The organism is Salinibacterium sp. AL4.1 (genome assembly GCF_059767305.1).
On sequence record NZ_JBSOQK010000001.1, the window covers coordinates 970,789 to 996,363 of the forward strand.

The following is a 25,575-nucleotide window of genomic DNA, read 5'->3' on the forward strand; positions in this document are numbered from 1 at the left end:
AGCGCTATTTCGGCTGCAGGGTCTTAGGCGGTCGCTGACTCGATAGGGACGCGATCGCCACGGCGATGAGGGTGAGCACCACACCGATTACGGTGGTCGGTGCCACCCCATCGCTGTCTGTGGGCAAGAAAATCTCGAGCGCGAGCGCACCGATCAGTTGACCGGCGATCGATCCGAGAGCAAAAAACAACACTCCCGTGATCGGTACGAGCACTGCGGCGACCACGATGAAGATGACGCCGATCGCTCCCCCGACGTACAGCGCCGGGTCGGTGGGGAAGTCGTGTTGCCAGCCGCCGGCGAAGCCGTAAGAGATCGCTGCGATCGCCAACACCGTCGTGCCGACGCCGAAATTGACGTACGTGGCGGTGAGGGGCGAACGCGTCACGTGACGGACGTGACCGTTGATGGCTTGCTGCCACCCGATCCCGAATCCGGCGGTGAGAGGCAAGAACACGAGCAAGAACGGTCCGTCAAGGCGCAAATCGGCTAAGCCAGAAAAAATTACTGCCCCCACTGCGAGGGCGGATGCCGCCACCCGCAATACCGTGACCGGTCGCTTCTGGAGGCTGCCGATGCCCACCCGGTCGATTACGGCAGAGCTGATGGTTTGGCTCGCGACGACCGCCACTGTGAAGAGAGCGACGCCGAGAGCGGTAGCTGCCAGACCCTGGGTCAGGACGAAGAATGCACCGAAGGCTCCCCCGCTGAGGTACCACCAGGGCAGTCGTTTACTGGCCACTTCGGTGCGGAGGGTGCGAAATCCAGCGCGAGCGGTGGGCACGAACGGCACGACAAGCGTGAGGATGACGAGGCCCGAGCCGAAGGAAATAAACGCCGCGAGGGTGGAGTCGTGAAGCTCAACAGCGAGCTCGCCGTTGATGCGACTTTGGGCTGCCACGAGACTGCCAGCGACGATTGCGGCGAAGATTCCGGCGAGCGCGCGACGGCGACTTCGAGGACTGGTTGGGAGCATAGGGCTAGTCATGTCTAAAATAGGGCGTTGGCCCAAGCCTCCTTAGCTCAGCTGGCTAGAGCACCGCTCTTGTAAAGCGGGGGTCGTCGGTTCGAATCCGACAGGAGGCCCAGCAGAATGTCGAGGGCCGTCGGGGTTGCTTTAACCCTAACGGCCTTCGACATTGTTATTTAACCGGCAGCTTTCGACGGGATGCCGTCCACACGATTTCGACCGGTGAAGCATTCGTCGCACATACCGTCAAACCCCATGTGTTTCTTAGGAATTGCTGATTTACTAAACGGCATGAACTCCTTCTTTCACCTCACCGAAGCCCGCGCGTCGCGTTCCCGGGCGGTATCGATTCTCTCGATTCAGCGCTTCGGAGCAGTAGCGTGACCGCCGCCGCAGAGTCCTCGACTCCCACAAGCCCGACACCGATGGAGGTGTCGGCCGAGCTTCGTCGCCGCGCGCTAGCCCATCCGGGCGGGTTCGCCGACCTCGCTACTGCCTCTCCCGTTGATCCCACGCCGCAAGTCTTCATTGATGCGCTAGCCGCCGCGGGTGGCGCTCCGGGGTACCCCCTCACCATTGGAGTCGTCGAGCTTCGCGAGGCGATGGTGAACTGGTTTGACCGCGTGCGCGGCGTCACCCTCACTCGCGGCGAGGTGCTTCCGACGATCGGGTCTAAAGAGCTCTTAGGATTGCTGCCATTCCTGCTCGGATTGGGTGCCGGCGATGTCGTGGTGCGACCCGCACTGGCCTATCCTGCCTACGAAGCCGGGGCGCTTGCTGTGGGCGCCGACGTCGTAGCTGAGGACGATCCCGCCAAGTGGCCTGAAGCGACCAAGCTCATTTGGCTGAACTCTCCTCGCAACCCTGACGGCCAGACCCTGACCGTTGAGGAGTTGCGTCGTGCTGTGGCTCGAGCTCGTGAGCTCGGTGCAGTAATAGTCGGCGACGAGTGCTACGCCGTGTTGAATGAGGTCGACGGGGAGCGCATACCGTCCATCTTGGACGCGAGAGTGGTTGGCGACGACAAGACCCACATCCTCGCCTCGTACTCGGTCAGCAAGCAGTCAAACATGGCCGGATACCGCGCCGGCATGGTCGCCGGCGACGAGCAACTGATCGCTCAAATCACCTCGCGGCGCCGCGACCTGGGACTCATTGTGCCTGCTCCCGTGCAGCTAGTGCTCAGCGCCGTCCTCTCCGATGACGAACACGTAGTCGAACAGCGCGCCCTCTACACCGCCCGACTCGAGCGTCTCCGACCGGCTGTCGAAGCTGCCGGATTCCGCATCGAAAATTCGAAGAGCGGCCTGTATTTGTGGGCCACGCTGGGAGAAAGCGGAGTGGACACCGCAATGAAGCTAGCCGACATCGGTGTGCTCGTCTCCCCCGGCGAGTTTTACGGTCCGAGCGGCACACAATTCGTCAGATTCGCGGTGACAGTCCGCGATGAGTACCTCGACCGAGCGATAACCGCCCTACAGTCGTGGGCTCGCTGACGAAACAGCAGCTCTCGCCTTAGAAGGCGATCATCACCTTGAGGCGCTCACGGGTGTCCATAGCGGTATATGCCATGGGCACCTCGTCGAGACTCACGACGCTGTCAAAGACGCGCCCCGGCTCGATCGCGCCATCGAGCACGTCCTCGAGCGCAGATTCGATATACGCGCGCACGGGAGCGGGCCCGCCCGTAAGCGTGATGTTGCGGCTGAAGAGTGAGCCCCAGCCGATGGGAGCCTCGGAATACTGCGGAACACCAACGCGCGAAATGGTGCCGCCCACTCGAACCGAGCCCAGTGCTTGCTGGTACGCCGGGAAGTGGCCAACCGCTTCGACAACAACGTGACTACCCTCGCCGCGGGTGAGTTCGCGCACCCGCGCGACTCCCTCTTCTCCGCGCTCGGCGACGACCTCGTCTGCCCCGAAATCACGACCGAGATCAGTGCGCGACTGATGCCGCCCCATGAGGATGACCCGCTCGGCACCGAGCCGCTTTGACGCCAGTACGGCCGACAGCCCTACCGCGCCGTCACCAATGACCGTCACGGTCTTGCCCGCACCAACTCGTCCCATGTGCGCGGCGTGATAGCCAGTGAGGTAGACATCAGAGAGGGCAAGGAGCGACGGGAGCAGTTCACTGTTCTCGTCGACACCCGGCACTGCCACCAGACTGCCGTCGGCCTGCGGCACCCGAGCGTATTCCGCTTGGAAGCCGCCGACTTCGGGCTTGTTGTAAAAGCCGCCGTGACGGCAGGAGGTGTGAAATCCCTCTTGGCAAAAGACGCAGGTGTTGTCTTGATACGTGAACGTGGCGACGACGAGGTCCCCGCGCTTCACGGTGGAGACCTCGGAGCCGATCTCTTCGACTACGCCGACCATCTCGTGGCCCATCGGAGCACCGACCGGCCCTGGCTTACGCGTGTGAAAAGGGTGCAGGTCTGAGCCGCACACACAGGCGCGAACTACCCGAACAATGGCATCCGTTTTCTGCTGGATAACCGGGTCCGCTACCGTTTCCACTCGCACGTCGCCCGCGCCGTAGAGAAATGTTGCCTTCATAGGGTTACCTCGCAATATAAGCCTGTGGCTGAGGCCGCTCTCCACTGGGATTCGTGAACGCGCGACCAGCTGACGACACAACAGTACACGGGGCAATACTCGATCTCTGGCAGGGCATCCGCGTCGTCGGTAGGCGGAATTTAGGCGTCCCCGAGCCGGCGGGATGCCGTGCGACTGCTACGTCGGGTCGACCATCACCTTGAGAGCGGTGCGCTCATCCATTGCGGTATAGCCGTCGGGGGTCTGCTCGAGTTTCACGGTCTGGTCGAAGACGAGACCCGGATTCACGGTTCCGTCGAGCACGGCGGGAAGCAGTTGCTCGATGTACGCGCGAGCGGGAGCCACACCGCCGACGAGGCCGACGTTCTTTCCGAAGAGACTGCCGCGGCCAACTGGGGCATCCTCGTACTGCGGAACGCCCACACGGCTGATTACACCGCCGGCACGGACAACGCCGAGCGCCTGCTCGTAAGCGGGCATGAAACCAACGGCTTCGAGGACTGCGTGGCTTCCCGTACCGCCAGTAAGTTCGCGGACTTTTTCAATGCCTTCCTCGCCTCGCTCGGCTACGACATCCGTGGCTCCGAAGTGGATGCCGAGGTCAGTACGCGCCTTGTGGCGGCCCATGAGGATGATGCGCTCGGCACCCATCTGCTTGGCGGAGAGCACAGCGAGGAGGCCGACAGCGCCGTCACCGATGACGGTAACGGTCTGGCCGGGAGCGACGCGAGCCTTGTAAGCCGCGTGCCAACCGGTGGCGTAGACATCAGAAAGAGTGAGGAGGCCGGCGTACTGCGACTCGTCGACGGTGCCGGGAACCTTGACGAGCGTGCCGTCGGCGAAGGGCACGCGCACAGCTTCGGCCTGACCGCCCGTGATGCCGCCGTTGCCCCAATAGCCGCCGTGGATGCACGAGGTCTGGAGCCCTTCGAGGCAGAACTCGCAGGTGCCGTCAGAGTAGGCGAAGGGCGCGATGACGAAGTCGCCGACCGTGAGCGTGGCGACGTCTTTGCCGAGCTCTTCGACCACGCCGATGAACTCGTGACCGATGGGGCGAGCATCCGCATCCGCCGGCATGGAATGGAAGGGGTGCAGATCGCTGCCACAAACACAGGCCCGGGTAATGCGAACGACCGCGTCAGTGCTCTCGATGAGCTTCGGGTCAGGGGCAGTGATGACGCGGACATCGCCGGCGCCGTAAATGTAAGTAGCTCGCATGGGTCTATTCAACGCCCGATTCGCGCCCCGCAACGAATCAGTCTTTGTTCAGCGAGCAGGAGTAGCCGTCAGTGGATGGTGCGATGCTTGAGGGCGACGCACTCCAGGAGGACTTCACCGTGGCCAGTTTCGCCGACAAACCCATCCTCGACGTCAGCATCGCTGAGTGGACCACCCACCTCGAGAACGAGCCGTCGCCCGACGGCGTGCGCCTCAAGCTCCGCAAGAAGCTGTCGAAGGCCCCCGGCATCACCTGGAGCGAAGCGCTCGACGTTGCGCTGTGCTTCGGATGGATCGATGGCCAGATGGCACGCCTCGACGACGACTACACGCTGCAAGCGTTCACTCCGCGCCGCAAGAACAGCCCATGGTCTCAAGTGAATCGCGACCACGTTGCGCGGCTCCTCGAGGAGGGCCAGATGCGGCCAGGCGGCCTCGCCGAAGTCGAGCGCGCCAAGGCCGACGGTCGCTGGGATGCTGCCTATAGCCAGAAGAACATGACAACTCCCCCAGACCTACAGGCCGCCCTCGACGCGAACCCGGCCTCCGCCGAATTTCACGCCAGCCTCACCAAGAGTGAGCGCTTTCAGATCTATGCGCGGCTCACCGGCATCAAAACGCCAGCCGTGCGCGCCGCCCGCATCCGGGATGTCGTGGAGAAGGGGGCGATCGGCGAGCACCACTACGCGCAACCCAAGCCTCCGGCGAAACGGCCCTAACTACCCTCGCTACCGAGCAAGCGGAACTCCGCTGGAGCTAGCCGGGCAGTTGCGCAATACGCCGATCGAGATGCTGCTGCTCGGCGGCATTCGTGGCCAGTTCGCGCGCTTTGGCGAAGGCTTTCGCTGCGGCATCCGCATCACCCACACGCAACAACAACTCGGCGTGAGTAGCCCAATACAGGTGATAGTTCTCGAGGCCGGTGATCTCGGCGAGCAAGCGCAGACCCGCGTCAGGGCCGTCGGCCATCGACACCGCGACGGCACGATTGAGTGCCACTACGGGCGATCCACCCGTCATCGCCAGCAGCACGGCGTAAGCGGATGCGATGGCCGGCCAGTCAGTGTCAGCGGCAGTGCGCGCGGTGGCATGGTGGCGCGCAATGACTGCTTGGGTTTGAAACGGCCCCGGCTGCAGGCCTGCGAGCGCACTACCCAGGAGCCCGTTCGCTTGCTCGATAAGCTCGCCATCCCAGCGGGTGCGATCCTGGTGCTCGAGAAGAACAAGTTCGTCACCGCGAAAGCGAGTGTCGTGGCGGGCGCGAGCGTAGAGCTCCAGTGCCAATAGGCCTTCCACTTCGGGATTGCCGGGGAGCAGCTCGCGCGCGGTGATCGTGAGGCGAATCGCTTCCTCTACGAGGTCGATGCGGGCGCCGGTCGTGCTCCCCCGCGAGAGATAGCCCTCGTTGAAGATGAGGTACACCACGGTGAGCAGGGCATCGACTCTCGACGTGAGGTCTTCGGGGATGCCGAGCGGGATGCCCGCGTCGCGGATCTTGCGCTTCGCCCGCACGATCCGTTGCGCAAGGGTCTGCTCGGGCAGCAAGAATGCCGCGGCAATCTCCGCCGTCGTAAGACCGCCGACAAGTCGGAGGGTCAGCGCCACTTGGGTGTCTCGACTCAGCGCCGGGTGACAACAGAGCAGCAGCAACCGCAGGTGTTCGTCGCCCGAATAGTGAGCATCGTCAATCATGTCGGGCACCTCCTCATCGTTACCGCCGGGGCCGTCGCCTCCATTGTTGTGCTCGGCGGCGGACAGAAGATCAGGCGCTGCCCGCGCGAGACGTCGCTTGGCAGCAGCGTCGCGCCGCACACGGTCGACCGCGCGATTACGCGCGACCGTGTAGAGCCAGGCTGCGGGGCTGCCAGGCACTACGGCCCAGTTCAGAGCCTCGACAAGCGCATCCTGCACCGCATCGTCGGCAACGTCGAGCCCGAAGCGGTGCGCGAGAAGAGCGAGCACATGCCCACTCTCCTCACGCGCCAGGCGAGTGACCGCCTCTGAGTTATCAGGCACGCTACGAGGGCACCACCGGGCGAACCTCAAGCGAGCCAGCCGGAATCGGAACCTCGGCGGCGAGCGCCAGCGCCTCATCCAGGTCTTTGGCTTCCACAATGTAGAAGCCGCCGAAGTGCTCCTTAGTCTCAGCGAAGGGACCATCAACAATCGTGTCGCCGGCACCATACGCCCGACGAATCGTGGTCGCGGTCTCGACGCCCTGAAGTTGATCGGCCGCAACATAGTGGCCGCCATCAATCAGCTTCTGGTTGTAGGCCATCCACGGCGCCATCATCTCGTCGAAGCCGGGCTTACCCGGGTTCGGGCCGTCCATGGGTTCAGAATGAATCAGGATCATGTACTGCATGTTGTTTCCCTAGCCGATCTGTGAAGTGTGGCCGAAGAGGCCGATGACAACGGACATGACGATGAGAACTGCGAGTTGATGACCCATATCGATTGCGAACAGCGACGGGGACTTCTTCTCAAAAAGATACTCGACCGCATTACGCGACGCGGTGAAACCGAGCCAACCAATGGATGCCACAGCCAGCGTGACCGCCAGAAACGCGCCACCCAACTGGTCGTGGGCGATCGCCGCCGCCAGCGCCAACACTGTGGCGGTGATAGCCGTAGCCACCAGCGCCAGCGGATACGCCCACCCGGGAGTCTTCGCACTCAACTCAATCCCGGCTCGCGCCGCCCACGGCTTACCCAGAAGGGCTGGCGAGAACCAGGCCCATCCCACGAGCATTCCTGCCACCGTCGCTACCGCGATTGCCAGAAAGTTCAGCGTCATCATGTCCTTTCGGGGCCGGGGATTTCCCTGCCCTCACTGACATGACGCAGCGCACGTGCCGAATCGACACGTGCGCTGCATAAAACTTCAGAAAATTTCTAGACACCGACCGGCTTCGGCTGACTGGGGTGAGGTTCGTCTTTGAAAGCGGCCTGCGCTTTCCACATCTTGACCTTCATGTCGGCTTCGACTTCGGCGTATTCCGGTGTCCCGTAGACGTTGTTGAGTTCGTCGGGGTCGGTTTCGAGGTCGTAGAGTTCCCACTCCGAGGGATACGAGAATGGCCCAGTTCCGGGCACGCCCAATCCGTCGTTATAGAAGAAGATCAACTTGTAGCGGTCGGTACGGTAGCCGTAGTGGGCGGGTGCGCGATGGAAGACATCGTCATTCTCCCAGTAGCGGTAGTACATGCCCTCGGCGGGCTCGACATCCGGAGTTTCGACAAGGTCGGGCCAGAGGCTACGACCCTGCATGCGCGGATGGTGCTCCACGCCGGCCGCATCGAGGATGGTCTGCGCGAGGTCAACGTTGGTGACGATGCCCTCGTACGACTTGCCTGCAGCTAACTGAGCTGGATAGCTGAGCACGAACGGCATCCGCAGCGATTCTTCGTACATGAAGCGCTTGTCGAACCAGCCGTGGTCGCCCAAGAAGAAGCCCTGATCTGAGCTGTACATGAGCAGGGTGTCGTCGAAGTCGCCGCGCTCTGTGAGCCAGTCGGTGACACGGCCAACGTTGTCGTCGACCGAGGCGACGCAGGCAAGATAGTCCTCCATGAAGCGCTGGTACTTCCACAGCGCGAGTTCGTCGTAGCTGAGCCCCTCGGGCGGTGTCTGCTTGAGGTCATCTTCGTTGAGGTTCTCAGCGATGCGCATCGCGGCCCGGCGAGCGGACGACGTGCGCGTTTCGTAGTCATCGGTGAACGTCGCCGGCACCGGGATGGGGTCGGAGTACATTCCGGCGTGCTTCTCATCGGGCTCCCACGGCCGGTGGGGAGCCTTGTGATAGATCAGAACGCACCACGGGTCGTCACCCTCGAGCTCGTCAACCCACTTGAGCGACAGGTCGGTGATGATGTCAGTCGCATAACCAGGGACCGTGCGCAGACCATCCGGGTTCAAGAATTTCGGATCGTGGTACTCGCCCTGCTCGATGAGTACGTCCCAGTAGTCAAAGTTTTGCGGGTCAGCTTCGCCTCCATCGCCCATATGCCACTTGCCGACTATAGCGGTGCGGTAGCCCGCTTCTTTCAGCTGCGACACGAAGGTTGGTTGGCTGGCATCGATCGGAGTCACGAGCGTACTGACACCATTGATGTGGCTATATGTCCCGGTAAGAATGGATGCCCGACTCGGCGAACAGAGCGAGTTGGTCGCGAAGCAGTTGTCGAGTTTCCAGCCCAACTGCGCGATCTCGTCGATGCGCGGAGTCTGGTTCACTACCGACCCATATGCACCGATGGCGTGCGAGGCGTGATCATCGGTGAGGATCATCACAATGTTGGGGCGGCGCTTTGCGTTCTCAGTCATAGTTGTTCTTTCGTCGTTCAGGGTGTTGCTCTAGACCGCGGACATGTCGATCGGAACCCAGGTTCCGGACTCCATGGAGCGGTAGGCGGCATCAATGATTGCGTTGTCGATGTAGCCATCAACAAAGGTTTGGCGGGGCTCGACGCCCGCGCGGTAGCACTCCACGAAGTGGGTGAGTTCTCCGTGGTAGCCGTACACCCAGGGCTCGTCAGGCACCGGGGTGATCCAGCCTGTCGCGGCTCCGGCTTTTTCGACGACGTAGCCGGCGGGCTTCCCAGCGAAGGCACGGATGCCCGTCTCGCCGGTCTCGTCGGTACCGATCCAGCCCGCGGTACCGTGAATCTCGTTGCGCACATCCAACCCGGCGACGTGGCCCCAGCTCACTTCGACCTGAGCCATGCGGTCGTCCTCAAAGCGGATGAGCGCAACAGCGGTGTCTTCGGTCTCGACGTCGTCGCGCGAGAGTCGTGCACCCCATGCGAAAACTTCTTTGGGGGCGGTGTCGTAACCGATGAACCAGCGGCCGATGGCTACACAGTGGCAGCCGAGAGCGCGCAGCGGTCCGCCACCCGATCGCGAAACATCGCGAGCGTGCTTGTGCGGATGCCCGTGAGATTCGCGCGCTCGAACCGAGGTCACTCGACCAACGGCCCCTGCATCCACCAGCTCTTTCGCTTTCACGAGGCCCGGAGCAAATACTTCGGTTTCGGCGTAGGCGTGCCAGACGCTGGCTTCGCGAACGAGGCGCAGGCATTCGGCAGCTTCCGCTGAGTTGCGGCCGAGCGGCTTGGTGCAAATGATGCCTTTGCCGGCGGCCGCTGCTGCGGCAACGACCGCAACGTGTTGGTCTTGAGGGAGCGCGACGATGACGATGTCGACATCGTCGCGCTCCACGAGTTCAGCGACAGTGGAGACGACAACCGGAATGTCGAAGCGTTCCGCAAAGGCTGCCCCCGACTCCGCCGAGCGTGCCGCAACAACCGTTACGTCATGCCCGCGGATGCTGCCGAGTGCTCGAAGGTAGAAGTCGGCTACGAACCCGGCGCCCACGATCCCTAAGCGGACCGGAGCACCGGTCCCTAGCCGACCGGTCACTTGAGGTTGTCTTTGGCGGCGGCAAAGAGATCGACGTTGATGAAGTCTTCCGGTGCGGAAGCTTCGTCGGTGGTCAGTCGACCAACCTCAACGAAGAGCTGCGTGAAAGCACCGAAGCGCTCAAACGTGGAGCCGTCGGCGTTGTCGGCCAGAATCTGGTCAGACGTCCACCACTCGAGGCCATCGGCCTGGCTCTGCAGCTGGTCTGCGGGAGCACCCGAGAGCGCGGCGGAGAGAGCAACCGTGTCCTCGGTGTCAGAGATGCGGTAGTCATTGGCCTGAATCCAGACCTCAAGGAAGCGTGTGAGGGCTTCGCTCTTGTCAGCAGCGGCATCGTTCGAGGCAACCCAGGCTCCGAGGAACTCGGTTTCGGGGAAGTCGCGGTTGTTGGCGATGATCTCTGCGTCGGGAACCGACTCGAAAATCTGGTCGCTCAGCGGCGAGAAGATTGCAGCAACGTCGATCTGGCCAGCAACGAACGCCGATACAACGCTTGGCGGGTCCAGCGGGATGCGCTCGATGTCGGCCTCGGTGAGACCGGTTTCTTCCAGGGCGAGGGCGAGAATCATTTCGCCCGATCCGCCATCCGGAACACCAATCTTGAGTCCCTTGAGGTCTGCCATGTCGGTAGCGCCCGACTCGGGAGAAGCGATGAGGTAGTCACCGAAGGTGCTCTCGTTGGGTGTAATAACGGTGCCCTGGCCGGAAGCGGGCATCCACATGGCGCCGCCACCGATGTAACCGACGTCAAGCGATCCACTGGCCATGGCCTGAATCTGCGTGGGGCCATTGGTGAAGGGAACGAGGTTGACGTCGAGGCCAGCCTCGGTCCAGAGGTCCTGGTCGTTGGCGACGGCGATAATGCCAACACCGTTGATGCTGGTGTCGATGTAACCAACATTGATGGCGATGAGGTCATCGCCGCTGCTGTCAGTGCTGCCGGATTCTGTCGTGCAACCGGTCAACGCGAGAGCAAATGTTGCGGCGACTGCTGCCGCGCCGAGCATTTTCTTCTTCATGGGGCGTCCTTGCCTGTGATTGATGATGAGTGGTTGGTTCATTCGTGGTGGTGCACTCCGCGCCAGACTCTGGCACGGATCTCGGCAAACTCGGGAGAGAGCCGAATCTCCTCCCCGCGGGGGTACGCGAGGGGAACGTCGATAATTTCGCTGATGCGACCGGGGCGAGGGCTCATCACAACAACGCGGCTGGCGAGGTACACGGCCTCGTCCACGTCGTGGGTGATGAAGACGACGGTGCGCTTTTCCTTTTCCCAGGTCTCGAGCAGGTCATCCTGCATCTGCACTCGGGTGAGGGCGTCGAGGGCACCGAACGGTTCGTCCATCAGCAATACCGATGGATGCACGGCGTACGCCCGCGCAATTGCCGCACGCTGCTTCATTCCGCCCGAGAGCTCCTTGGGCAGCGCGTTGGCGAAGTCCTGCAGACCAACGAGGCTCAAGTAGTGCATGGCCCGTTCGGCGCGCTCCTTCTTAGGAACGTTCTGCAACCGAAGCCCAAACTCAACGTTTTCTTGAGCGGTCAACCACGGGAACAGGGCGTACTGCTGAAAGATAACGCCGCGGTCGGGACCGGGGCCCTTGACGGGCTCATCGTTCACGAGCACTTGACCCGAGGTCGGCATAAGCAAGCCACCCACCAGGTTCAGCATCGTGGACTTGCCGCAACCACTGGGGCCGACAAGAGTGATGAACTCGCCCTGTTCAACGTCAAGGCTGACGTTGTCGAGGCTGACCGTGCGGCCTCGCTCCGTGTTGTAGATCTTGGTGACGTCTTTGATCGAGATGAGAGCCATTAGCGAGTCTCCTGCCAGCGAGTAAGTCGCCGTTCGGCGAGAAGAAGCAAACGGTCCATGATGAATCCGAGGGCACCGATCATGATGATGCCGACGACGATGCGGTCGGTTTGGAGGAACTGCGCAGCCTGTTGCATCATCCGGCCAAGACCGGTGGGAGCTGCGATCAGTTCCGAGGCCACGAGGGTGGCCCACGATGCCCCCAGAGCGACGCGCATACCCACGAAGATGAACGGGGTGGATGCGGGAATCACGACGCGAGTGAAGATCGTGAGGTCTTTAGCACCCAGCACTCGCGCAGCATTGATGAGCGTGACATCCACGTTTCTCACACCCTGGAAGGTCGCGAGTACGCATGAGAGGAAAGCGGCGAGGAAGATCACGAAGATCTTCGCGGTCTCACCGATTCCGAGAATCACGATGACCAGCGGGATGAGCGCCAGCGGCGGGATCGTGCGGAAGAACTGAATCCACGGCTCGAGCAATCCGCGAGCGAGCCAGTACCAGCCCATGAGGAAGCCGGCCGGAATGGCCAAGGCAACTCCGAGCAGGAAGCCGGTCGTGACTCGGGTGAGACTCGTTACCGTGTGGCCCCAGAGGGTGCCGTTGGCGATGAGTTCTCCGAAGCTCGCGATGACGTCGATCGGGGTCGGGATCAACGCATTGCGCGAGAGTAACGCACTCAGCGTCCAGATCCCGATCCCGAGGAAGAACGTGATCACATACAGCCCCTTGAGAGAACGCTCGCCCTTTTCGTTGTCCTCTGCGACGGCTGTCGGTGTTGCCATGGTTAGGGCCTCTGGTTCGACCTGTCGTTCACTCATGTCGCGTTCCTGTTCGACGTCATTGTCTGGTCCTCTTCTTTGGGTAGGTAAGTGATGGCTTAGATGTAGAAGTAGCGTTCGAGGGCTGCGGTTCCGCCCCCCAGCACTCCCGCGTACATTCCGAGTGACGAGGGCTCGATACGAACGAGGGGGCGGATGAGCGGAAAGACTTGTTGGCGGGTCTGCTCGGTCAGGCGCTCGAAGAAAGCCTCGGGCACCTCGGCGAGCGCGCCGCCGAGCAGAATCACGTCGGGGTTCAGCAGGTTCACGATCGCCGACATCGCGGTGGCGAGCTGCGTGATGATCGCGTCGATGGATGCTCGGGCTACGTCGTTTGTGTCGGCGGCGGCGTAGAGCGCGGTGAGCGCTCCCCCGCCGTTAGACGAGAGGCCGGCTTCGGCGAGCTGGCGCTGCAGGGCGCCTTCGCTCACGAGGGTTTCGAGGCATCCGTTGCCGCCGCAGACGCAGGCGATGCCATTGTCGATGACGTGCAGGTGGCCAAGTTCAATTGCTCCGCGAACACCGCCGGCGAAGGGCTGGCCCTCGACGACGAGGCCGGCACCGAGTCCAGTGCGCAGGTAGATGAAGGCGACACTGCCGAGGTCTTTCGCGGCGCCGAAGCGAGATTCGGCGAGAGCCATCGAGCGCACGTTGTGCTCCACGGTGACGGGCAGCCCGATCAGGGGTTCAAGGATGTCGGCGACGGGAACGTCTCGCCAGTCGAGGTTGATGGGGAGAAGGATGCTGCGGCCGGCGACGTCGACGGGGCCGGGGACAGCGACGCCCACTCCAATAACCATTGACTGGTCATATTCCGATGCCGCAATAAGTTCGTTGATTGCCGCAGCGGCGTCGACCATGACGTCGGCGGCGGGAGTAGCGATGTCGTAGCTGAGCGAGCTCGAGGCCACCGTGCCGCCGAGCAGGTCGATGAGGCCGAGCTGCACGAAACCGACGCCCACCTGAACGCCGACGACAACGAACGCGTCGCGCACAATCGAGATCTCGGTTGCGGGCCGGCCGAGCTTGGTCGGCGAGATGGAGTTGCCCTCTACGATCACGCCTTCGTCAGCCAGTTGGGCTACGGCGCGGGTGATGGTCGTGGGGCTGAGGTGAGCACGCCGAGCGAGTTCGATGCGAGGCAGCGGCCCGTGGTCGCGCAGCATCGTCAGCACCTGTGCACGCACGGAGGTGGCTTCGTCGAATCGGCTTAGGGCTTCATTGCTCACTTAGAGAAAATAACTCTGTCGAGGGAAGAAAGTCAAGCGATGGAGCAACGAAAGCGCATCGCAAGCGACGCTCTAGAGCCCCCCGTCTACCCCGCAATTTTGCTCCATCAGCCCCGGAATTCCGGGTCCGGGCGCGCAAAAACGGGGACCCGCGCTAGGCGCGGATCCCCGTGAGTTTTGCTACAAATTATGCACCGGGGGTGAGTACACCATCGATGAGGTAAACGGTCGCGTTGGCCGTGTGAACGCCACCACAGATGACGTTGGCGCCGTTGACGGTGATGTTGTCGCCGCTACCAGCAACGGTGACCATTTCGCCGTTGACGGTGGTGAGCTCACCAGCAATGTCATCCGGAAGGATCTGGCCGGGAACAACGTGGTACGTGAGGATGCTCGTGAGCAGTTCAGCGTTCTCGGGCTGCATGAGAGCCTCTACGGTCTCGGCCGGAAGCGCTGCGAAAGCGTCGTCAACCGGAGCGAAGACGGTGAATTCTGAACCGTTGAGCGTGTCAACAAGGTTGACGTCTGCGTTCAGGCCACCCGAAACTGCTGCGGTGAGGGTGGTGAGCAGCGGGTTGTTCGACGCGGCTACTGCTACCGGGTCTTGAGCCATTCCGACGATCGAGCCGCTTCCATCCGGAACGGTCTCGGCGTAGGCAGCACAGCCAGCGCCGACGAGGTCTGTCGTGTAGTCCATCTCCATCGATGAAGTGCTCTCCTCGGGAGCAGGTGCTGCGGTGTCGTCTGCTGCTCCAGTGGAACAACCGGCGAGGCCGACCATTGCTACTGCAGCGAACGTGAGGGCGGCGATGGTGTTGCGCTTAATGGATCGCATGTGAATCTCCTTGGTGAAAGTTTGTGGCCCCCGATGGACCCTGTTTACCGACTCGCTGCCGGCTTACACAGGACTATTCGGGGCACCCCCGAAAAGGGATTGGAACTTTTTCAAAGTTTTTTGAAATGGCTTTTGCCTATAGGGAGGTAAAAATCTCTGACGCGTAGGCTCGCAGCGAGCGTTCTCACCCCGCCGACTGCCACACCGACCCGAAAGCAGCACCCTCATGACCCGACCTGCGAGTCGAGGCTCGAAGCGACGCTCGCCGCGAGGGTCGACACGACCTCGACCAACGCCCGCCTCCGTCTTCGCCACCCTCGGCGGCGTGTTCCTGAGTTGGATACTGGGCGCCGTCGTCGTGCGGCTCGGGCTCGACTGGTCAGATACGTTCCCCTACTCCCCCGCATCAGAGTGGCGATACCTGGGCGTTGCGCTTCTTGCGCTGGCTGTCGCCCTCGGCGGAAGCGTTGCAGCGTGGCGCTTCGGGCGGCGCTTCAGACGGCATCCGAAGCCCGCAGCAGACGCGCAGCAGTAAAGACGGCGCAACCTCAGACCAACCCTTACGGGCCACGGTTCCGAACTGAGTGCAACCGTCCGGGCTTCCGGGCGTCACACAGTTCTGTGGAGGAACCTCATGCTCAGTCTCGCCCTTATCGGCTTCCTAGGAGGCATCATCACGGGTATATCCCCGTGCATCTTGCCGGTCTTGCCGGTCATCTTCTTGTCGGGTGGTGCCATGAGCGCCCGCGGCGAAGGGGAAACCAAGAAACGTCGCTTTGCTCGCCGCACGATGCCCACCGCATCCAATGCCGCCGCCATCAGCGACAGTGCTACCGCAACCGCAACCGCAACCGCAACCGCTGAGAAGGATGCCGCCCCCAAGGTTTCACCGTGGCGCCCCTACTTCGTTATCGCCGGCCTCGTTGTCGCGTTCAGCGTCTTCACGCTCATCGGTTCGCTCATCCTGGCGCTGCTCAACCTCCCGCAGGACTTCCTGCGCTGGGCCGGCATCGTCGTTCTCGTTCTGATCGGCCTTGGCCTCATCATCCCCGCTTTCCAACACATTCTGGAAAAGCCCTTCTCGTGGATTCCGCAGAAGAACGTCGGAACAGACAAAGGCGGCTTCGTGCTCGGCCTGGCTCTCGGTGCCGTCTACGTGCCCTGTGCTGGACCAGTTCTCGCGGCCATCACGGTCGCCGGCTCAACCGGACGCATCGGGCCCGAGACCATCGTGCTCACGATCACCTTCGCTATCGGTGCCGCTCTTCCGCTGCTGATCTTCGCTCTCGCCGGCCGCCGCGTCGCCGAGCGCGTCAAGACCTTCCGCAAGCACCAGCAGAAGATTCGCGTCACGGGTGGCGTTCTCATGATCGCTCTCGCTATCGGCCTCGTGTTCAACCTCCCGCAGGCACTTCAGCGTCTGGTTCCTGATTACACAAGCGCGTTGCAAGACCAGTTCAGCAACTCAGAACAGATCGCAGAACAGCTTAACCTTGGTGGCCTCGTCAACGAGCAGAACAAGGATCTCGACCAGTGCAGCAACGGTGGCACCGAGCTCGAGAGCTGCGGTATCGCTCCTGACATTCAGGGCATCCAAGAGTGGTTCAACACCGAGAACAACGAAGAAATCACTCTGGATGAACTGCGCGGCGAAGTCGTTTTGATCGACTTCTGGGCGTACTCCTGCATCAACTGCCAGCGCGCGGTTCCGCACATCAACAGCTGGTACGACGCTTACAAGGATCTCGGTCTGAACGTCATTGGCGTCCACTCCCCCGAGTACGCGTTTGAAAAGGTTCCCGCGAACGTCAAGGCTGGTGCCGAGAACTACGCGATCGAATACCCGGTTGCTCTCGACAACAACCTCAGCACCTGGACCAACTACCGCAACCGCTTCTGGCCGGCGCATTACCTCATCGACGCTGAAGGTGTTGTTCGTCACATCAAGTTCGGTGAAGGTAGCTACCAGACCACCGAGAAGCTCATTCGTGAACTGCTCGTGGATGCCAACCCTGACGTTCAGTTGCCGCCGGCAACCGAGGTCAGCGATGACACTCCCGAGGCTGGAACCACGACCCCCGAGACGTACCTAAGCCTCGGCAAGGTAGTGAACTACGGCGGCGACGAGAAGTACTCGTCGGGCACCAACACGTACAGCTTCCCGTCGAAGCTTGCCGACAACAGCTTCGCCCTCAAGGGCGACTGGGAGCTCACCTTCCAGAACGCGACTCCCCGCAACGGCGAGGGTTCAATCAAGCTGAACTACACCGCCAGTGAAGTTCGCATGGTTCTCGGTGGAGAAGGCACGATCACCGTGAAGCGCGATGGCAAGACGGAGACCATCAAGGTCTCGGGTACGCCGAACTCTTACTCGATCATCCCCAAGGGCGACACGATCGAGACCGGCACGCTGGAGGTGACCGTGAGCGAGGGCGTTGAAGCGTACTCGTACACCTTCGGCTAACCAGCACTCCTCTGCACAACACAAAGGGCCCCGATCCAATTGGATCGGGGCCCTTTCGCTACGAGGGGAACCTCGTTACGAGGCGTTTCTCGCGAAGAAGTAACGCGCTTTACGGCTCCGGGGTGGGAGTCGGGGTCGGCGTTGAGTTCTCGTTGAAGTTCTCACCGGCGACCTGAATGACGAAGGCCTGGAAGCTAGCGAGGTCGTTTACTGCACCCTCGTACTTCACACCGTTCACGAGAACCGTGGGGGTTCCGGTTACGGGTCCAACGTCAACAGTGTTGGGGATGTCTTCGGTCAGTGCGCGTGCGGTGGAGTTACTGACCCAGGTTTTGAAGGTCTCGTCGTCGATGCACTCAGCGATGGCGTCCGTGTTTTCAACCCCGGCGATATCGAGAAGTTCGATCAGATCAACGTCGCTGAGGCCAGCGGTGTTTTCTTCCGGCTGGATACCTTCAGACAACAGCAGGTTGTGGTAGCTGTAGAAGTCGTTGGGCGAGGTGTCAGCGACGCAGGCGACAGCGTTAGCGGCACGCGAAGAGTAGCGCTGCCCCTGAGCGAGACGGTCGAGAATCGTGATGGGGTGAATCTCAAGAGTTGCAGCGCCATTCTCGACGAGGCTCTCGATGTATTCAGCGTTGGTCTGCTCGAAGGCACCACAGATGGGGCAGAGGTAATCGACGTACAGCTGGATGTCGAGAACGCCGGACTCTTCGTCACGAACGTTCGGTGTCGGCTCTGCGTCGGAGGCTTGCGCCTCGGCGGGAGTCGCAATGAAACCCTGATTGAGCTGGATGCCGTCACTAGCGAAGTTCTGTGGGCCGGGGCCTGCTGGCTGGTTGGAGTTCACCAGCACGAGGGCGATGACGGCGACGATGGCAACAAGCGCTAGACCGACGCTGCCCTGAAGAATCCACTTAGTGCGGCGGTCTTTTTTCTTTTGTTCGTCACGCTGAATGCGAGCTTTTTCTCGTGCCGCTTCGCGACGCTCATTCTTCGAGAGTCGGCTATCGCCGGAGTTGCCGTTGCTCAATCGAACCTCATTCGCCATATGTGTCGCTGTGTTGGGCGCCCAGAAATTACGGCGCACCCGTCGATTTTAGGAGGAATCTCTGGGAATTGCCCAACCGAAGCCCAAGTCCGGCACCGTTTTGGGGTGGACCACTCGGTCGGCTGACCCCCAAAAAGGTGCAATAATGACGCAACGCGGTTTCGATCGCTGTCCATCACAACGGATCGTCCGGCACGTACCTGCCGGTGAAGGAGAAAAATAGAACAATGGCGTCTGTAACTTTTGACAATGCAACCCGCCTCTACCCGGGATCAACGGTCCCGGCTGTAGACAAGCTGAATCTTCACGTAGAAGACGGCGAATTCCTCGTACTTGTCGGCCCCTCGGGTTGCGGTAAGTCCACCAGCCTCCGCATGCTCGCCGGCCTCGAAGAGGTCAACGATGGCAGCATCCTTATCGGCGACCGCGACGTCACTGACGTTCCGCCGAAGGACCGCGACATCGCGATGGTCTTCCAGAACTACGCGCTGTACCCACACATGACGGTTGCCGAGAACATGGGCTTCGCGCTCAAGATCGCCGGCGTTAACAAAGAAGAGCGTGCTGAGCGCGTACTCGAGGCAGCAAAGCTGCTCGACCTTGAGCCCTACCTCAACCGCAAGCCCAAGGCTCTCTCGGGTGGTCAACGCCAGCGTGTGGCCATGGGTCGCGCTATCGTTCGCCAGCCTCAGGTCTTCCTCATGGATGAGCCGCTCTCGAACTTGGACGCCAAGCTGCGCGTTCAGACTCGTACGCAGATCGCTAGCCTGCAGCGTCGACTCGGAGTCACCACGGTTTATGTGACTCACGACCAGACCGAGGCACTCACCATGGGTGACCGCATTGCGGTTCTCAAGGACGGCCTCCTCCAGCAGGTTGGTACTCCTCGCGACCTGTACGAATCGCCTCAGAACGTGTTCGTTGCTGGCTTCATCGGCAGCCCTGCCATGAACCTCTTTAGCGTTGACATCGTTGATGGCGGCCTCCAGTTCGGTGACGCCGTTGTTGCGGTTGACTCCGAAACGCTCGGTGGAACCGACGCTAAGACGGTCACCATCGGCATCCGTCCCGAAGACGTTATTGTTTCGACTTCAGGCAGCGGCCTCCCGGTCGACGTCGACCTCGTCGAAGAGCTCGGTGCTGACGGTTACCTCTACGGTCACGCAGAGATCAACGGAGAGCGCGTCGACATCGTTGCTCGCGTTGATGGTCGCTCACACCCGAGCGCTGGCGAGAAGGTTTTCCTGACGCCGGAGCCCAACCACGTTCACGTGTTTGACACCGAGTCGGGCCTCCGCCTCACCAAGAAGCCTGTAGTCGCAAGCTAACTTCCGCTTTACGATCGAGCCCGTCGACGTCGAACCCAGTTCGGATGTTCGGCGGGCTCCTTCTTTTTTCAAGGACACGTGAATGACTGGTTCCGTCAACATCACCGCTGCGACCGCTGATCCGGCCCTCCTCGACCTACCCTGGTCGTTGCCGCTTGAGATGTGGCCCGACGATGCAATCGCCACTCTCCCCAAGGGCATTTCGCGCCACCTCGTGCGCTTCGCCAATCTCAGCGGCTTCGTCGTGGCGATCAAGGAGACCTCCAGCGAGCTCGCTAAGCGCGAGTACGAGATGCTGCGCACGCTGCAGAAACTCGATGTGCCGTGCGTCGATCCGCTCGCTATCGTCACTAACCGCACCGCGGCCGACGGTGAAGAGCTCAAGTCTGTGCTCGTTACTCGCCACCTCAAGTTCTCCCTCCCCTACCGGGCTGTGTACTCACAGAGCTTGCGCCCCGAGACCGCGCGTCGCCTTGTCGACGCCCTCGCGGTGTTGCTCGTGCGCCTGCACATCGTTGGCTTCTTTTGGGGCGATGTGTCGCTCTCCAACACTCTCTTCCGCCGCGATGCTGGTGCCTTCGCCGCCTATCTGGTGGATGCCGAAACCGGTCAGCTCTACGACCGGCTCTCCAACGGCCAGCGCGAGAACGACCTTGAGATCGGTCGCGTCAATATCGCCGGCGAGCTCCTCGACCTGCAGGCAGGCGGGCGTCTCGAAGAAGACATCGATCCCGTAGAAATCAGCAACGGAATCGTCGCCCAATACCGCACGCTCTGGAAAGAACTCACGGGCTCCGAGCGCTTCGACCACTCCGAACGCTGGCGCATCAACCAGCGCGTTGAACGCCTCAACGCGCTTGGCTTCGACATCGAAGAACTCGCGATCAAGACCGAAGACTCGGGCACACGCGTGCGCATCCAACCCAAGGTTGTGGATGCCGGACACCACTCTCGCCGCCTGCTGCGCCTTACCGGGCTCGACGCCCAGGAGAACCAGGCCCGTCGTTTGCTTAACGACATGGACTCGTACCGCGCCGCGTTCGACAAGCAAGACATGGACGAAGAGATGCTCGCTCACGAGTGGGCAGCGCGCGTGTTCGAGCCGGTCATCCGGGCTATCCCCAAAGAACTGCGCGGAAAACTCGAGCCGGCCGAGGCCTTCCACCAGTTGCTCGACCACCGCCGTCAGCTGGCACAGGATTCCGGCCACGACATCCCGCTCGCCGAGGCGGTGAGCAGTTACGTAGAAAACGTGCTGCAGTTCCGTCGCGACGAAGCCACCATGATCAACCCGCCCACGGGTGCGTTCACGATGCCGATCACCTTGCCCGGCGCTGGCGAAGGCGATCTCGACGGTGACGACGATGGTGGAGACTGGCGGCTCAAGGTCTAGCTTGCCTCCAGCGGGCGATTGCCACGGCGACTGTTAGTCCGACAGCAGTTGTTCCAACCCGCGACCGGTCACGTGCTCGAACACGAGATTGGTCTCGGTGTGGGCGACAGCCGGATGGCTGGCCAAGTAGGTCAGCATGAAGTCTCTGAGCTCTGCCGCGCTGCGCGCCGCGACGTGCAGGAGATAGTCGTCTCCGCCGCCGGTGTGGAAGAAGGCAAGTACACCAGGCCAGCGTGGCGCGGCACTGCGGAAGGCATCCACGTCTTCTCGCACGTGCTTGACGAGCTTGATGGAGATGAGCGCTTGCACGCTCATGCCGAGCTTGGCGACGTCAATGTCGGCGTGGAATCCGCGCAAATAGCCTTCGTCGTGGAGTCGACGCAGTCGCTGCGAAACGGTGGACTCTGACACTCCAGCCTCGGCGGCGAGCGCGGAGCCCGAGCGGCGCGCATTGGTGGCCAAACTGGCCAGGATAGCCCGGTCAACCGAGTCGATGGGCAAGCTGTTGGGTTCTGTCACGGGAGCCTCCTGTGTCGCAGCTTATGCGAAAAAAGTCACATTTCGTGAAGAAGCTGCAACCGGAGTTGATTAGGAGCGCACTTTCTGTTGTTATCTAGTCATGCTGCCTCACGACATCCATCTCGAAACCCTTGCTGTTCACGCAGGAATGGAGGGCGTGCAGGAATCTGGTGCCCACGTTCCCTCTATCGACCTCTCGACGACAAACCCGCTGCCCAGCGTTGAAGTTGGCGGTGACTCGTACGAGAACCTCGCCACGGGAAACCCCATCATCGACGGTCACTCCGCTGTGTACCAGCGACTCTGGCAGCCCGGCGTTGCTCGCTTCGAAGACGGCCTCGCCGCTCTTGAGGGCGCAGAAGCAGCCGTGGCATACGCCAGCGGAATGGCAGCGCTCTCTGCCGTGCTGATTGCCATTGCATCGGCCGGTCGCCCGCACGTTGTGGGCGTTCGCCCGCTGTACGGCGGAACCGACCACGTACTCGACAACGGACTGCTCGGCACGACCGTGACGTGGGCGGATGCCGACTCGATCGTCAACGCCATTCAGCCCAACACCGGCCTCATCATCATTGAGTCCCCCGCTAACCCCACCCTCGAACTCGTCGACATTAAGAAGGTCGTTGCCGCCGCTGGCGCGGTGCCCGTTCTTGTCGACAACACTTTCGCGACCCCCGTACTGCAGCGCCCGATTGAACTCGGCGCCGCGATGGTGCTGCACAGCGCCACCAAGTACCTCGGTGGCCACGGGGATGTCATGGGCGGCGTCATCGCCACGAGCGAAGAACATGCCAAGGCCCTGCGCAATGTTCGCGCGCTCACCGGTGGTGTTCTTCACCCCTTTGCGGCGTACCTGCTGCACCGCGGCCTGCGCACTCTGCCCCTGCGCGTGCGCGCCCAGCAGGATACGGCCGGCGAACTCGCTCGCCGCCTCGACGGCCACCCCGCACTCGCTCGCGTTCTCTACCCCGGTCTGCCTGGCCAAGACCCCGCTGGTCTCATCGGCACTCAGTCCGCTGGCGCTGGCTCACTCATTGCGCTCGACCTTGCCGGCGGCTACGACGCTGCGGCGAAGTTCACCGAGGCAGTGAAGCTCATCACCCACGCAGTCTCACTGGGCGGCATCGACACTCTCGTGCAGCATCCGGCATCGCTCACGCACCGCCCCGTTGCCTCCGAGGCGAAGCCCGGCGCTGGCATTGTTCGACTCTCGGTCGGCCTGGAGCACGTTGATGACCTGATGAACGACATCACGGCAGCGCTCGACGCTGTCACCAGCAGCTAGCGTCATTCGCACTTACGCGAAGAGCCGCTGTCCCCGAGGGGCAGCGGCTCTTCGTCTGTGCAGCTCAGGTTAGGCCCGAGACAGTGCTACTTCTTGAGACAGTGCTACTTCTTTTTGCGAGCAGCAGCACGCAGCTTCGAGATTTCGTAGAGCGTGACGCTAGCAGCGATACCGGCGTTCAGCGACTCGGTGGAGGCGCTGATGGGGATCGAAACAATGGCGTCGCAGTTCTCGGTAACGAGCCGCGAAAGACCCTTACCTTCGCTACCGACGACGATCAGCACGGGCTCTTTGGCCAGCGGCAACGACGGAAGCGATACGTCGCCGTCACCGTCGAGACCGAGCACGAAGACACCGCGCTTCTTGTATTCCTTGATCATCTGCGTGAGGTTGTTCGCCATCGCTACAGGCGTGCGAGCAGCAGCACCAGCGGAGGTCTTCCAGGCGGATGCCGTCATGCCGACCGAGCGACGCTGCGGAACGATGACTCCCTGGCCACCGAACGCAGCAACCGAACGCACGATCGCGCCGAGGTTGCGGGGGTCAGTGATGCCGTCGAGAGCAACCAGCAGCGGTACTTGCCCACGTGACTCGACCTTGTCGAGCAGCTCCATCGGGTGCGCGTATTCGTACGGCGGCACTTTGAGGGCGAAACCCTGATGCACGGCGTCGAAACCGGCAAGGCGGTCGAGTTCTGGACGCATCACTTCGAGCACCGCGATGCCGCGGGCGGTAGCGAGCTTCAAAATCTCTTTAACGCGGTCATCGTATTCGATGCGCGCTGCCATGTAGAGAGTGTGAGCGGGGATCTTGGCGCGAAGCGCCTCAAGCACCGAGTTGCGACCGGTGACCATCTCGGACTCGTCCGCAGACTTTGCTACGCGCGACCGACTGGGCTGACTCGGACGCTGCGGGCCACCCTCAGATCCCTTGCCGCCACTGCGACGGTTTCCACCGGCTGCTTCGTAGCGCTCGGCAGCAGCCTTGCGCTTACCCGCGGGGTGGTACGGACGATCTTCTGCCTTAGGGGTGGGCTTGCGGCCTTCGAGCGCCTGACGTCCCTGGCCTCCCGAGCCGACCTGGGGGCCCTTGCGGCCCTTGCGTACCGCTCCTGCGCGGGGTGTGTTACCTGGGTTTTTCACGAGTGTTGCTCCTGTCGGAAGCGCCGATCAGTCACGGCAAGCTCCAATGCGATCCGGTCGAGTCATCTTCTAGAGTGATGCCCGCCGCTGATAGTTCATCACGGATTCGGTCTGCTACAGCGAAGTCTTTCGCCGCGCGGGCCGTATTACGATCCTCAATGAGCGTGTCAACCAGTGCTGATAATGCAGCAACAGCCGGTTCTGAACGATCAGAACCCCATCGTGGATCAAGTGGGTTGATACCCAAAACCTGTGCCATAGCGATCACTTGCGAACGCGCCGTAGCGACCGTTGCAAGATCCCCATCGTCGAGGGCGGCATTGCCCGAACGAATTGTTTCGTGCACCACCGCGAGCGCTTGCGGCACCGCAAGGTCGTCATCCATCGCTTCGCCAAATGCCTCGGGCACCTCGTTGGTGTTCGCAGTATCGAAGCGAGTGTCACGCAGTCGGCGCGACGCCCGCTCGATGAACACCTCAAGACGCTCAAAGGCGGCCTCAGCTTCTGCAAGCGACGTGTCAGTGTAGTCGATTGTGGAGCGGTAATGTGCAGCACCGAGCAAATAGCGCACCACTATGGGGCGGGCGGCATCCAGAAGGTCGCGGGCGAACACCGAATTACCGAGCGATTTCGACATCTTCTGGCCGTTAACGTTGACCATTCCGTTGTGCACCCAGTGGCGTGCAAACTCATCGCCGAGCGCTGTTGACTGGGCCAACTCGTTCTCATGGTGGGGGAACCGCAGGTCGAGCCCACCACCGTGAATGTCGAACGCACCGCCCAAATAGCGGCGAGACATGGCCGAGCATTCGATGTGCCAGCCGGGGCGACCATCGCCCCACGGCGATGACCAGGATGCTGAAGCGGGCTCGGTGGGCTTGCTGCCCTTCCAGAGCGCAAAATCGCGAGCATCGCGCTTGGCGCGCGGATCGGCATCCGCGGCAGCAACCATATCGTCGAGCTTCTGACGGGTGAGCTCACCATAGGAGGGCCACGACTGGGTGTCGAAGTAGACATCGCCCGAGCCATCGGTGGCGGCGTAGGCGTGACCGCGCTCGATGAGCAGCGCGATCAGGTCACGCATTTCGGAGATGTTGGCTGTGGCCCGCGGCTCGTAGCTCGGGGGAAGGATGCCCAACTCGTTGTAGCCGGCCGTGAATTCGAGTTCGATGCGGTAGGCCAGAGCCCACCACTGTTCCGTCGAGCCCTCGGCTGCGGCATCCGCTGCTTTGCTCAGAATTTTGTCGTCGATGTCGGTGACGTTGCGAACGAGCGTGACATCAAGGCCGCGGTAGGTGAGCCAGCGGCGCCAAATGTCGTAGACGAGCGCTGAGCGCAAGTGACCGATGTGTGGGGCCGACTGCACCGTGGGGCCGCACACGTACATTCCCACCTTGCCCGGTTCGCGGGGTTCAAGGTCGACGAGGCTGGCGCTACGGGTGTCATACAGGCGAATAGTCACTAAGCAAGTTTAGCGACCGCCGCTGGGTATTACACGGTTGACGGCAGGCGCGGGGCTTGTGA

Annotated in this window: 24 protein-coding genes and 1 tRNA gene; 8 read left to right on the plus strand and 17 right to left on the minus strand. The window is 61.9% G+C overall.

Annotated features, from left to right (window positions below; genetic code table 11):
• Window positions 1-4 precede the first annotated feature (4 nt).
• Window positions 5-976 (minus strand): DMT family transporter, encoded by a 972-nt coding sequence (locus ACWTV3_RS04760; protein WP_498477074.1) that lies wholly within the window; start codon window positions 974-976, stop codon window positions 5-7.
• A gap of 36 nt (window positions 977-1,012) precedes the next feature.
• On the opposite strand from ACWTV3_RS04760, the gene ACWTV3_RS04765 reads away from it, so the two are divergent.
• Window positions 1,013-1,086: transfer RNA gene (locus ACWTV3_RS04765), tRNA-Thr, on the plus strand.
• 309 nt (window positions 1,087-1,395) lie between these two features.
• Window positions 1,396-2,466: a succinyldiaminopimelate transaminase gene (dapC, locus tag ACWTV3_RS04770; protein WP_498477938.1), complete on the plus strand. Its 1,071-nt coding sequence runs from the start codon at window positions 1,396-1,398 to the stop codon at window positions 2,464-2,466.
• Window positions 2,467-2,485: 19 nt separating this feature from the next.
• Here dapC and ACWTV3_RS04775 read toward each other — a convergent pair whose 3' ends face one another.
• Together ACWTV3_RS04775 and ACWTV3_RS04780 are read right to left on the minus strand one after the other, a co-directional pair.
• Window positions 2,486-3,526 carry a zinc-binding dehydrogenase gene (locus tag ACWTV3_RS04775; protein WP_498477075.1) on the minus strand — a complete coding sequence of 347 codons (1,041 nt, stop codon included), beginning with the start codon at window positions 3,524-3,526 and terminating at the stop codon, window positions 2,486-2,488.
• Between the two features lie 177 nt (window positions 3,527-3,703).
• Window positions 3,704-4,744 (minus strand): alcohol dehydrogenase catalytic domain-containing protein, encoded by a 1,041-nt coding sequence (locus ACWTV3_RS04780; protein ID WP_498477076.1) that lies wholly within the window; start codon window positions 4,742-4,744, stop codon window positions 3,704-3,706.
• 83 nt (window positions 4,745-4,827) lie between these two features.
• On the opposite strand from ACWTV3_RS04780, the gene ACWTV3_RS04785 reads away from it, so the two are divergent.
• The gene (locus tag ACWTV3_RS04785) at window positions 4,828-5,463 is read left to right on the plus strand and encodes a YdeI/OmpD-associated family protein (protein WP_498477077.1); all 636 of its coding nucleotides are present in this window, start codon (window positions 4,828-4,830) and stop codon (window positions 5,461-5,463) included.
• Window positions 5,464-5,500: 37 nt separating this feature from the next.
• On the opposite strand, the gene ACWTV3_RS04790 is transcribed toward ACWTV3_RS04785, so the two are convergent.
• The 10 genes from ACWTV3_RS04790 to ACWTV3_RS04835 all read right to left on the minus strand — a co-directional run bounded on the left by ACWTV3_RS04790 (window position 5,501) and on the right by ACWTV3_RS04835 (window position 14,869).
• Window positions 5,501-6,760: an RNA polymerase sigma factor gene (locus ACWTV3_RS04790; protein ID WP_498477078.1), complete on the minus strand. Its 1,260-nt coding sequence runs from the start codon at window positions 6,758-6,760 to the stop codon at window positions 5,501-5,503.
• A 1-nt stretch (window position 6,761) separates the two neighbouring features.
• Window positions 6,762-7,109, minus strand: coding sequence for a YciI family protein (locus ACWTV3_RS04795; RefSeq protein ID WP_498477079.1), 348 nt, complete (start codon window positions 7,107-7,109; stop codon window positions 6,762-6,764).
• Between the two features lie 9 nt (window positions 7,110-7,118).
• The gene (locus ACWTV3_RS04800; RefSeq protein WP_498477080.1) at window positions 7,119-7,541 is read right to left on the minus strand and encodes a DUF1761 domain-containing protein; all 423 of its coding nucleotides are present in this window, start codon (window positions 7,539-7,541) and stop codon (window positions 7,119-7,121) included.
• A gap of 98 nt (window positions 7,542-7,639) precedes the next feature.
• Window positions 7,640-9,070, minus strand: a complete 1,431-nt coding sequence (locus tag ACWTV3_RS04805) for a sulfatase family protein (protein ID WP_498477081.1) — start codon at window positions 9,068-9,070, stop codon at window positions 7,640-7,642.
• Between the two features lie 30 nt (window positions 9,071-9,100).
• The gene (locus tag ACWTV3_RS04810) at window positions 9,101-10,165 is read right to left on the minus strand and encodes a Gfo/Idh/MocA family protein (RefSeq protein ID WP_498477082.1); all 1,065 of its coding nucleotides are present in this window, start codon (window positions 10,163-10,165) and stop codon (window positions 9,101-9,103) included.
• Window positions 10,162-11,184, minus strand: a complete 1,023-nt coding sequence (locus ACWTV3_RS04815) for an ABC transporter substrate-binding protein (protein WP_498477083.1) — start codon at window positions 11,182-11,184, stop codon at window positions 10,162-10,164. The genes ACWTV3_RS04810 and ACWTV3_RS04815 overlap by 4 nt, the downstream gene beginning before the upstream one ends.
• Before the next feature lie 38 nt (window positions 11,185-11,222).
• Entirely contained in the window at window positions 11,223-11,981 is a 759-nt protein-coding gene (locus ACWTV3_RS04820) for an ABC transporter ATP-binding protein (RefSeq protein ID WP_100388366.1), read from the minus strand.
• On the minus strand, window positions 11,981-12,805 hold the full coding sequence (locus ACWTV3_RS04825; RefSeq protein WP_498477084.1) for an ABC transporter permease: 825 nt from the start codon (window positions 12,803-12,805) through the stop codon (window positions 11,981-11,983). The genes ACWTV3_RS04820 and ACWTV3_RS04825 overlap by 1 nt, the downstream gene beginning before the upstream one ends.
• A gap of 59 nt (window positions 12,806-12,864) precedes the next feature.
• Window positions 12,865-14,034 (minus strand): ROK family transcriptional regulator, encoded by a 1,170-nt coding sequence (locus ACWTV3_RS04830; RefSeq protein ID WP_498477085.1) that lies wholly within the window; start codon window positions 14,032-14,034, stop codon window positions 12,865-12,867.
• A 187-nt stretch (window positions 14,035-14,221) separates the two neighbouring features.
• On the minus strand, window positions 14,222-14,869 hold the full coding sequence (locus tag ACWTV3_RS04835) for a fasciclin domain-containing protein (RefSeq protein ID WP_498477086.1): 648 nt from the start codon (window positions 14,867-14,869) through the stop codon (window positions 14,222-14,224).
• Between the two features lie 226 nt (window positions 14,870-15,095).
• Between ACWTV3_RS04835 and ACWTV3_RS04840 the strand changes: the two genes are divergently transcribed.
• Both ACWTV3_RS04840 and ACWTV3_RS04845 read left to right on the plus strand, forming a co-directional pair.
• A complete protein-coding gene (locus ACWTV3_RS04840; protein ID WP_498477087.1) occupies window positions 15,096-15,404 on the plus strand; it encodes a hypothetical protein in 309 nt (102 codons plus the stop codon).
• Between the two features lie 99 nt (window positions 15,405-15,503).
• A complete protein-coding gene (locus ACWTV3_RS04845) occupies window positions 15,504-17,333 on the plus strand; it encodes a cytochrome c biogenesis protein DipZ (RefSeq protein WP_498477088.1) in 1,830 nt (609 codons plus the stop codon).
• A gap of 109 nt (window positions 17,334-17,442) precedes the next feature.
• On the opposite strand, the gene ACWTV3_RS04850 is transcribed toward ACWTV3_RS04845, so the two are convergent.
• Window positions 17,443-18,366: a DsbA family protein gene (locus ACWTV3_RS04850; protein ID WP_498477089.1), complete on the minus strand. Its 924-nt coding sequence runs from the start codon at window positions 18,364-18,366 to the stop codon at window positions 17,443-17,445.
• Window positions 18,367-18,611: 245 nt separating this feature from the next.
• Here ACWTV3_RS04850 and ACWTV3_RS04855 point away from each other — a divergent pair, with 245 nt between their 5' ends.
• Complete coding sequence (locus tag ACWTV3_RS04855) at window positions 18,612-19,712, plus strand: ABC transporter ATP-binding protein (RefSeq protein WP_498477090.1); 1,101 nt, start codon at window positions 18,612-18,614, stop codon at window positions 19,710-19,712.
• A gap of 82 nt (window positions 19,713-19,794) precedes the next feature.
• Complete coding sequence (locus ACWTV3_RS04860; protein ID WP_498477091.1) at window positions 19,795-21,105, plus strand: DUF4032 domain-containing protein; 1,311 nt, start codon at window positions 19,795-19,797, stop codon at window positions 21,103-21,105.
• A gap of 33 nt (window positions 21,106-21,138) precedes the next feature.
• Here ACWTV3_RS04860 and ACWTV3_RS04865 read toward each other — a convergent pair whose 3' ends face one another.
• A complete protein-coding gene (locus ACWTV3_RS04865; protein WP_498477092.1) occupies window positions 21,139-21,624 on the minus strand; it encodes an Lrp/AsnC family transcriptional regulator in 486 nt (161 codons plus the stop codon).
• 100 nt (window positions 21,625-21,724) lie between these two features.
• Between ACWTV3_RS04865 and ACWTV3_RS04870 the strand changes: the two genes are divergently transcribed.
• Complete coding sequence (locus tag ACWTV3_RS04870) at window positions 21,725-22,909, plus strand: trans-sulfuration enzyme family protein (protein ID WP_498477093.1); 1,185 nt, start codon at window positions 21,725-21,727, stop codon at window positions 22,907-22,909.
• A gap of 104 nt (window positions 22,910-23,013) precedes the next feature.
• Here ACWTV3_RS04870 and rlmB read toward each other — a convergent pair whose 3' ends face one another.
• Window positions 23,014-24,051, minus strand: a complete 1,038-nt coding sequence (gene rlmB, locus ACWTV3_RS04875; protein ID WP_498477094.1) for a 23S rRNA (guanosine(2251)-2'-O)-methyltransferase RlmB — start codon at window positions 24,049-24,051, stop codon at window positions 23,014-23,016.
• Between the two features lie 31 nt (window positions 24,052-24,082).
• Window positions 24,083-25,513, minus strand: coding sequence for a cysteine--tRNA ligase (gene cysS, locus ACWTV3_RS04880; RefSeq protein ID WP_341619341.1), 1,431 nt, complete (start codon window positions 25,511-25,513; stop codon window positions 24,083-24,085).
• Between the last annotated feature and the right edge of the window lie 62 nt (window positions 25,514-25,575).

Excerpts from the sequence above, each read along its gene's own strand:
- ACWTV3_RS04820 (WP_100388366.1), bottom strand. The coding sequence starts at position 11,981 with ATGGCTCTCATCTCGATCAAAGACGTCACCAAGATCTACAACACGGAG.
- ACWTV3_RS04780 (WP_498477076.1), bottom strand. The coding sequence starts at position 4,744 with ATGCGAGCTACTTACATTTACGGCGCCGGCGATGTCCGCGTCATCACT.
- ACWTV3_RS04855 (WP_498477090.1), top strand. The coding sequence starts at position 18,612 with ATGGCGTCTGTAACTTTTGACAATGCAACCCGCCTCTACCCGGGATCA.
- ACWTV3_RS04785 (WP_498477077.1), top strand. The coding sequence starts at position 4,828 with ATGCTTGAGGGCGACGCACTCCAGGAGGACTTCACCGTGGCCAGTTTC.
- ACWTV3_RS04840 (WP_498477087.1), top strand. The coding sequence starts at position 15,096 with ATGACCCGACCTGCGAGTCGAGGCTCGAAGCGACGCTCGCCGCGAGGG.
- ACWTV3_RS04805 (WP_498477081.1), bottom strand. The coding sequence starts at position 9,070 with ATGACTGAGAACGCAAAGCGCCGCCCCAACATTGTGATGATCCTCACC.
- ACWTV3_RS04860 (WP_498477091.1), top strand. The coding sequence starts at position 19,795 with ATGACTGGTTCCGTCAACATCACCGCTGCGACCGCTGATCCGGCCCTC.
- ACWTV3_RS04800 (WP_498477080.1), bottom strand. The coding sequence starts at position 7,541 with ATGACGCTGAACTTTCTGGCAATCGCGGTAGCGACGGTGGCAGGAATG.
- ACWTV3_RS04845 (WP_498477088.1), top strand. The coding sequence starts at position 15,504 with ATGCTCAGTCTCGCCCTTATCGGCTTCCTAGGAGGCATCATCACGGGT.
- ACWTV3_RS04760 (WP_498477074.1), bottom strand. The coding sequence starts at position 976 with ATGCTCCCAACCAGTCCTCGAAGTCGCCGTCGCGCGCTCGCCGGAATC.
- dapC (WP_498477938.1), top strand. The coding sequence starts at position 1,396 with ATGGAGGTGTCGGCCGAGCTTCGTCGCCGCGCGCTAGCCCATCCGGGC.
- ACWTV3_RS04825 (WP_498477084.1), bottom strand. The coding sequence starts at position 12,805 with ATGAGTGAACGACAGGTCGAACCAGAGGCCCTAACCATGGCAACACCG.
- ACWTV3_RS04775 (WP_498477075.1), bottom strand. The coding sequence starts at position 3,526 with ATGAAGGCAACATTTCTCTACGGCGCGGGCGACGTGCGAGTGGAAACG.
- ACWTV3_RS04815 (WP_498477083.1), bottom strand. The coding sequence starts at position 11,184 with ATGAAGAAGAAAATGCTCGGCGCGGCAGCAGTCGCCGCAACATTTGCT.
- ACWTV3_RS04870 (WP_498477093.1), top strand. The coding sequence starts at position 21,725 with ATGCTGCCTCACGACATCCATCTCGAAACCCTTGCTGTTCACGCAGGA.
- ACWTV3_RS04795 (WP_498477079.1), bottom strand. The coding sequence starts at position 7,109 with ATGCAGTACATGATCCTGATTCATTCTGAACCCATGGACGGCCCGAAC.
- ACWTV3_RS04835 (WP_498477086.1), bottom strand. The coding sequence starts at position 14,869 with ATGCGATCCATTAAGCGCAACACCATCGCCGCCCTCACGTTCGCTGCA.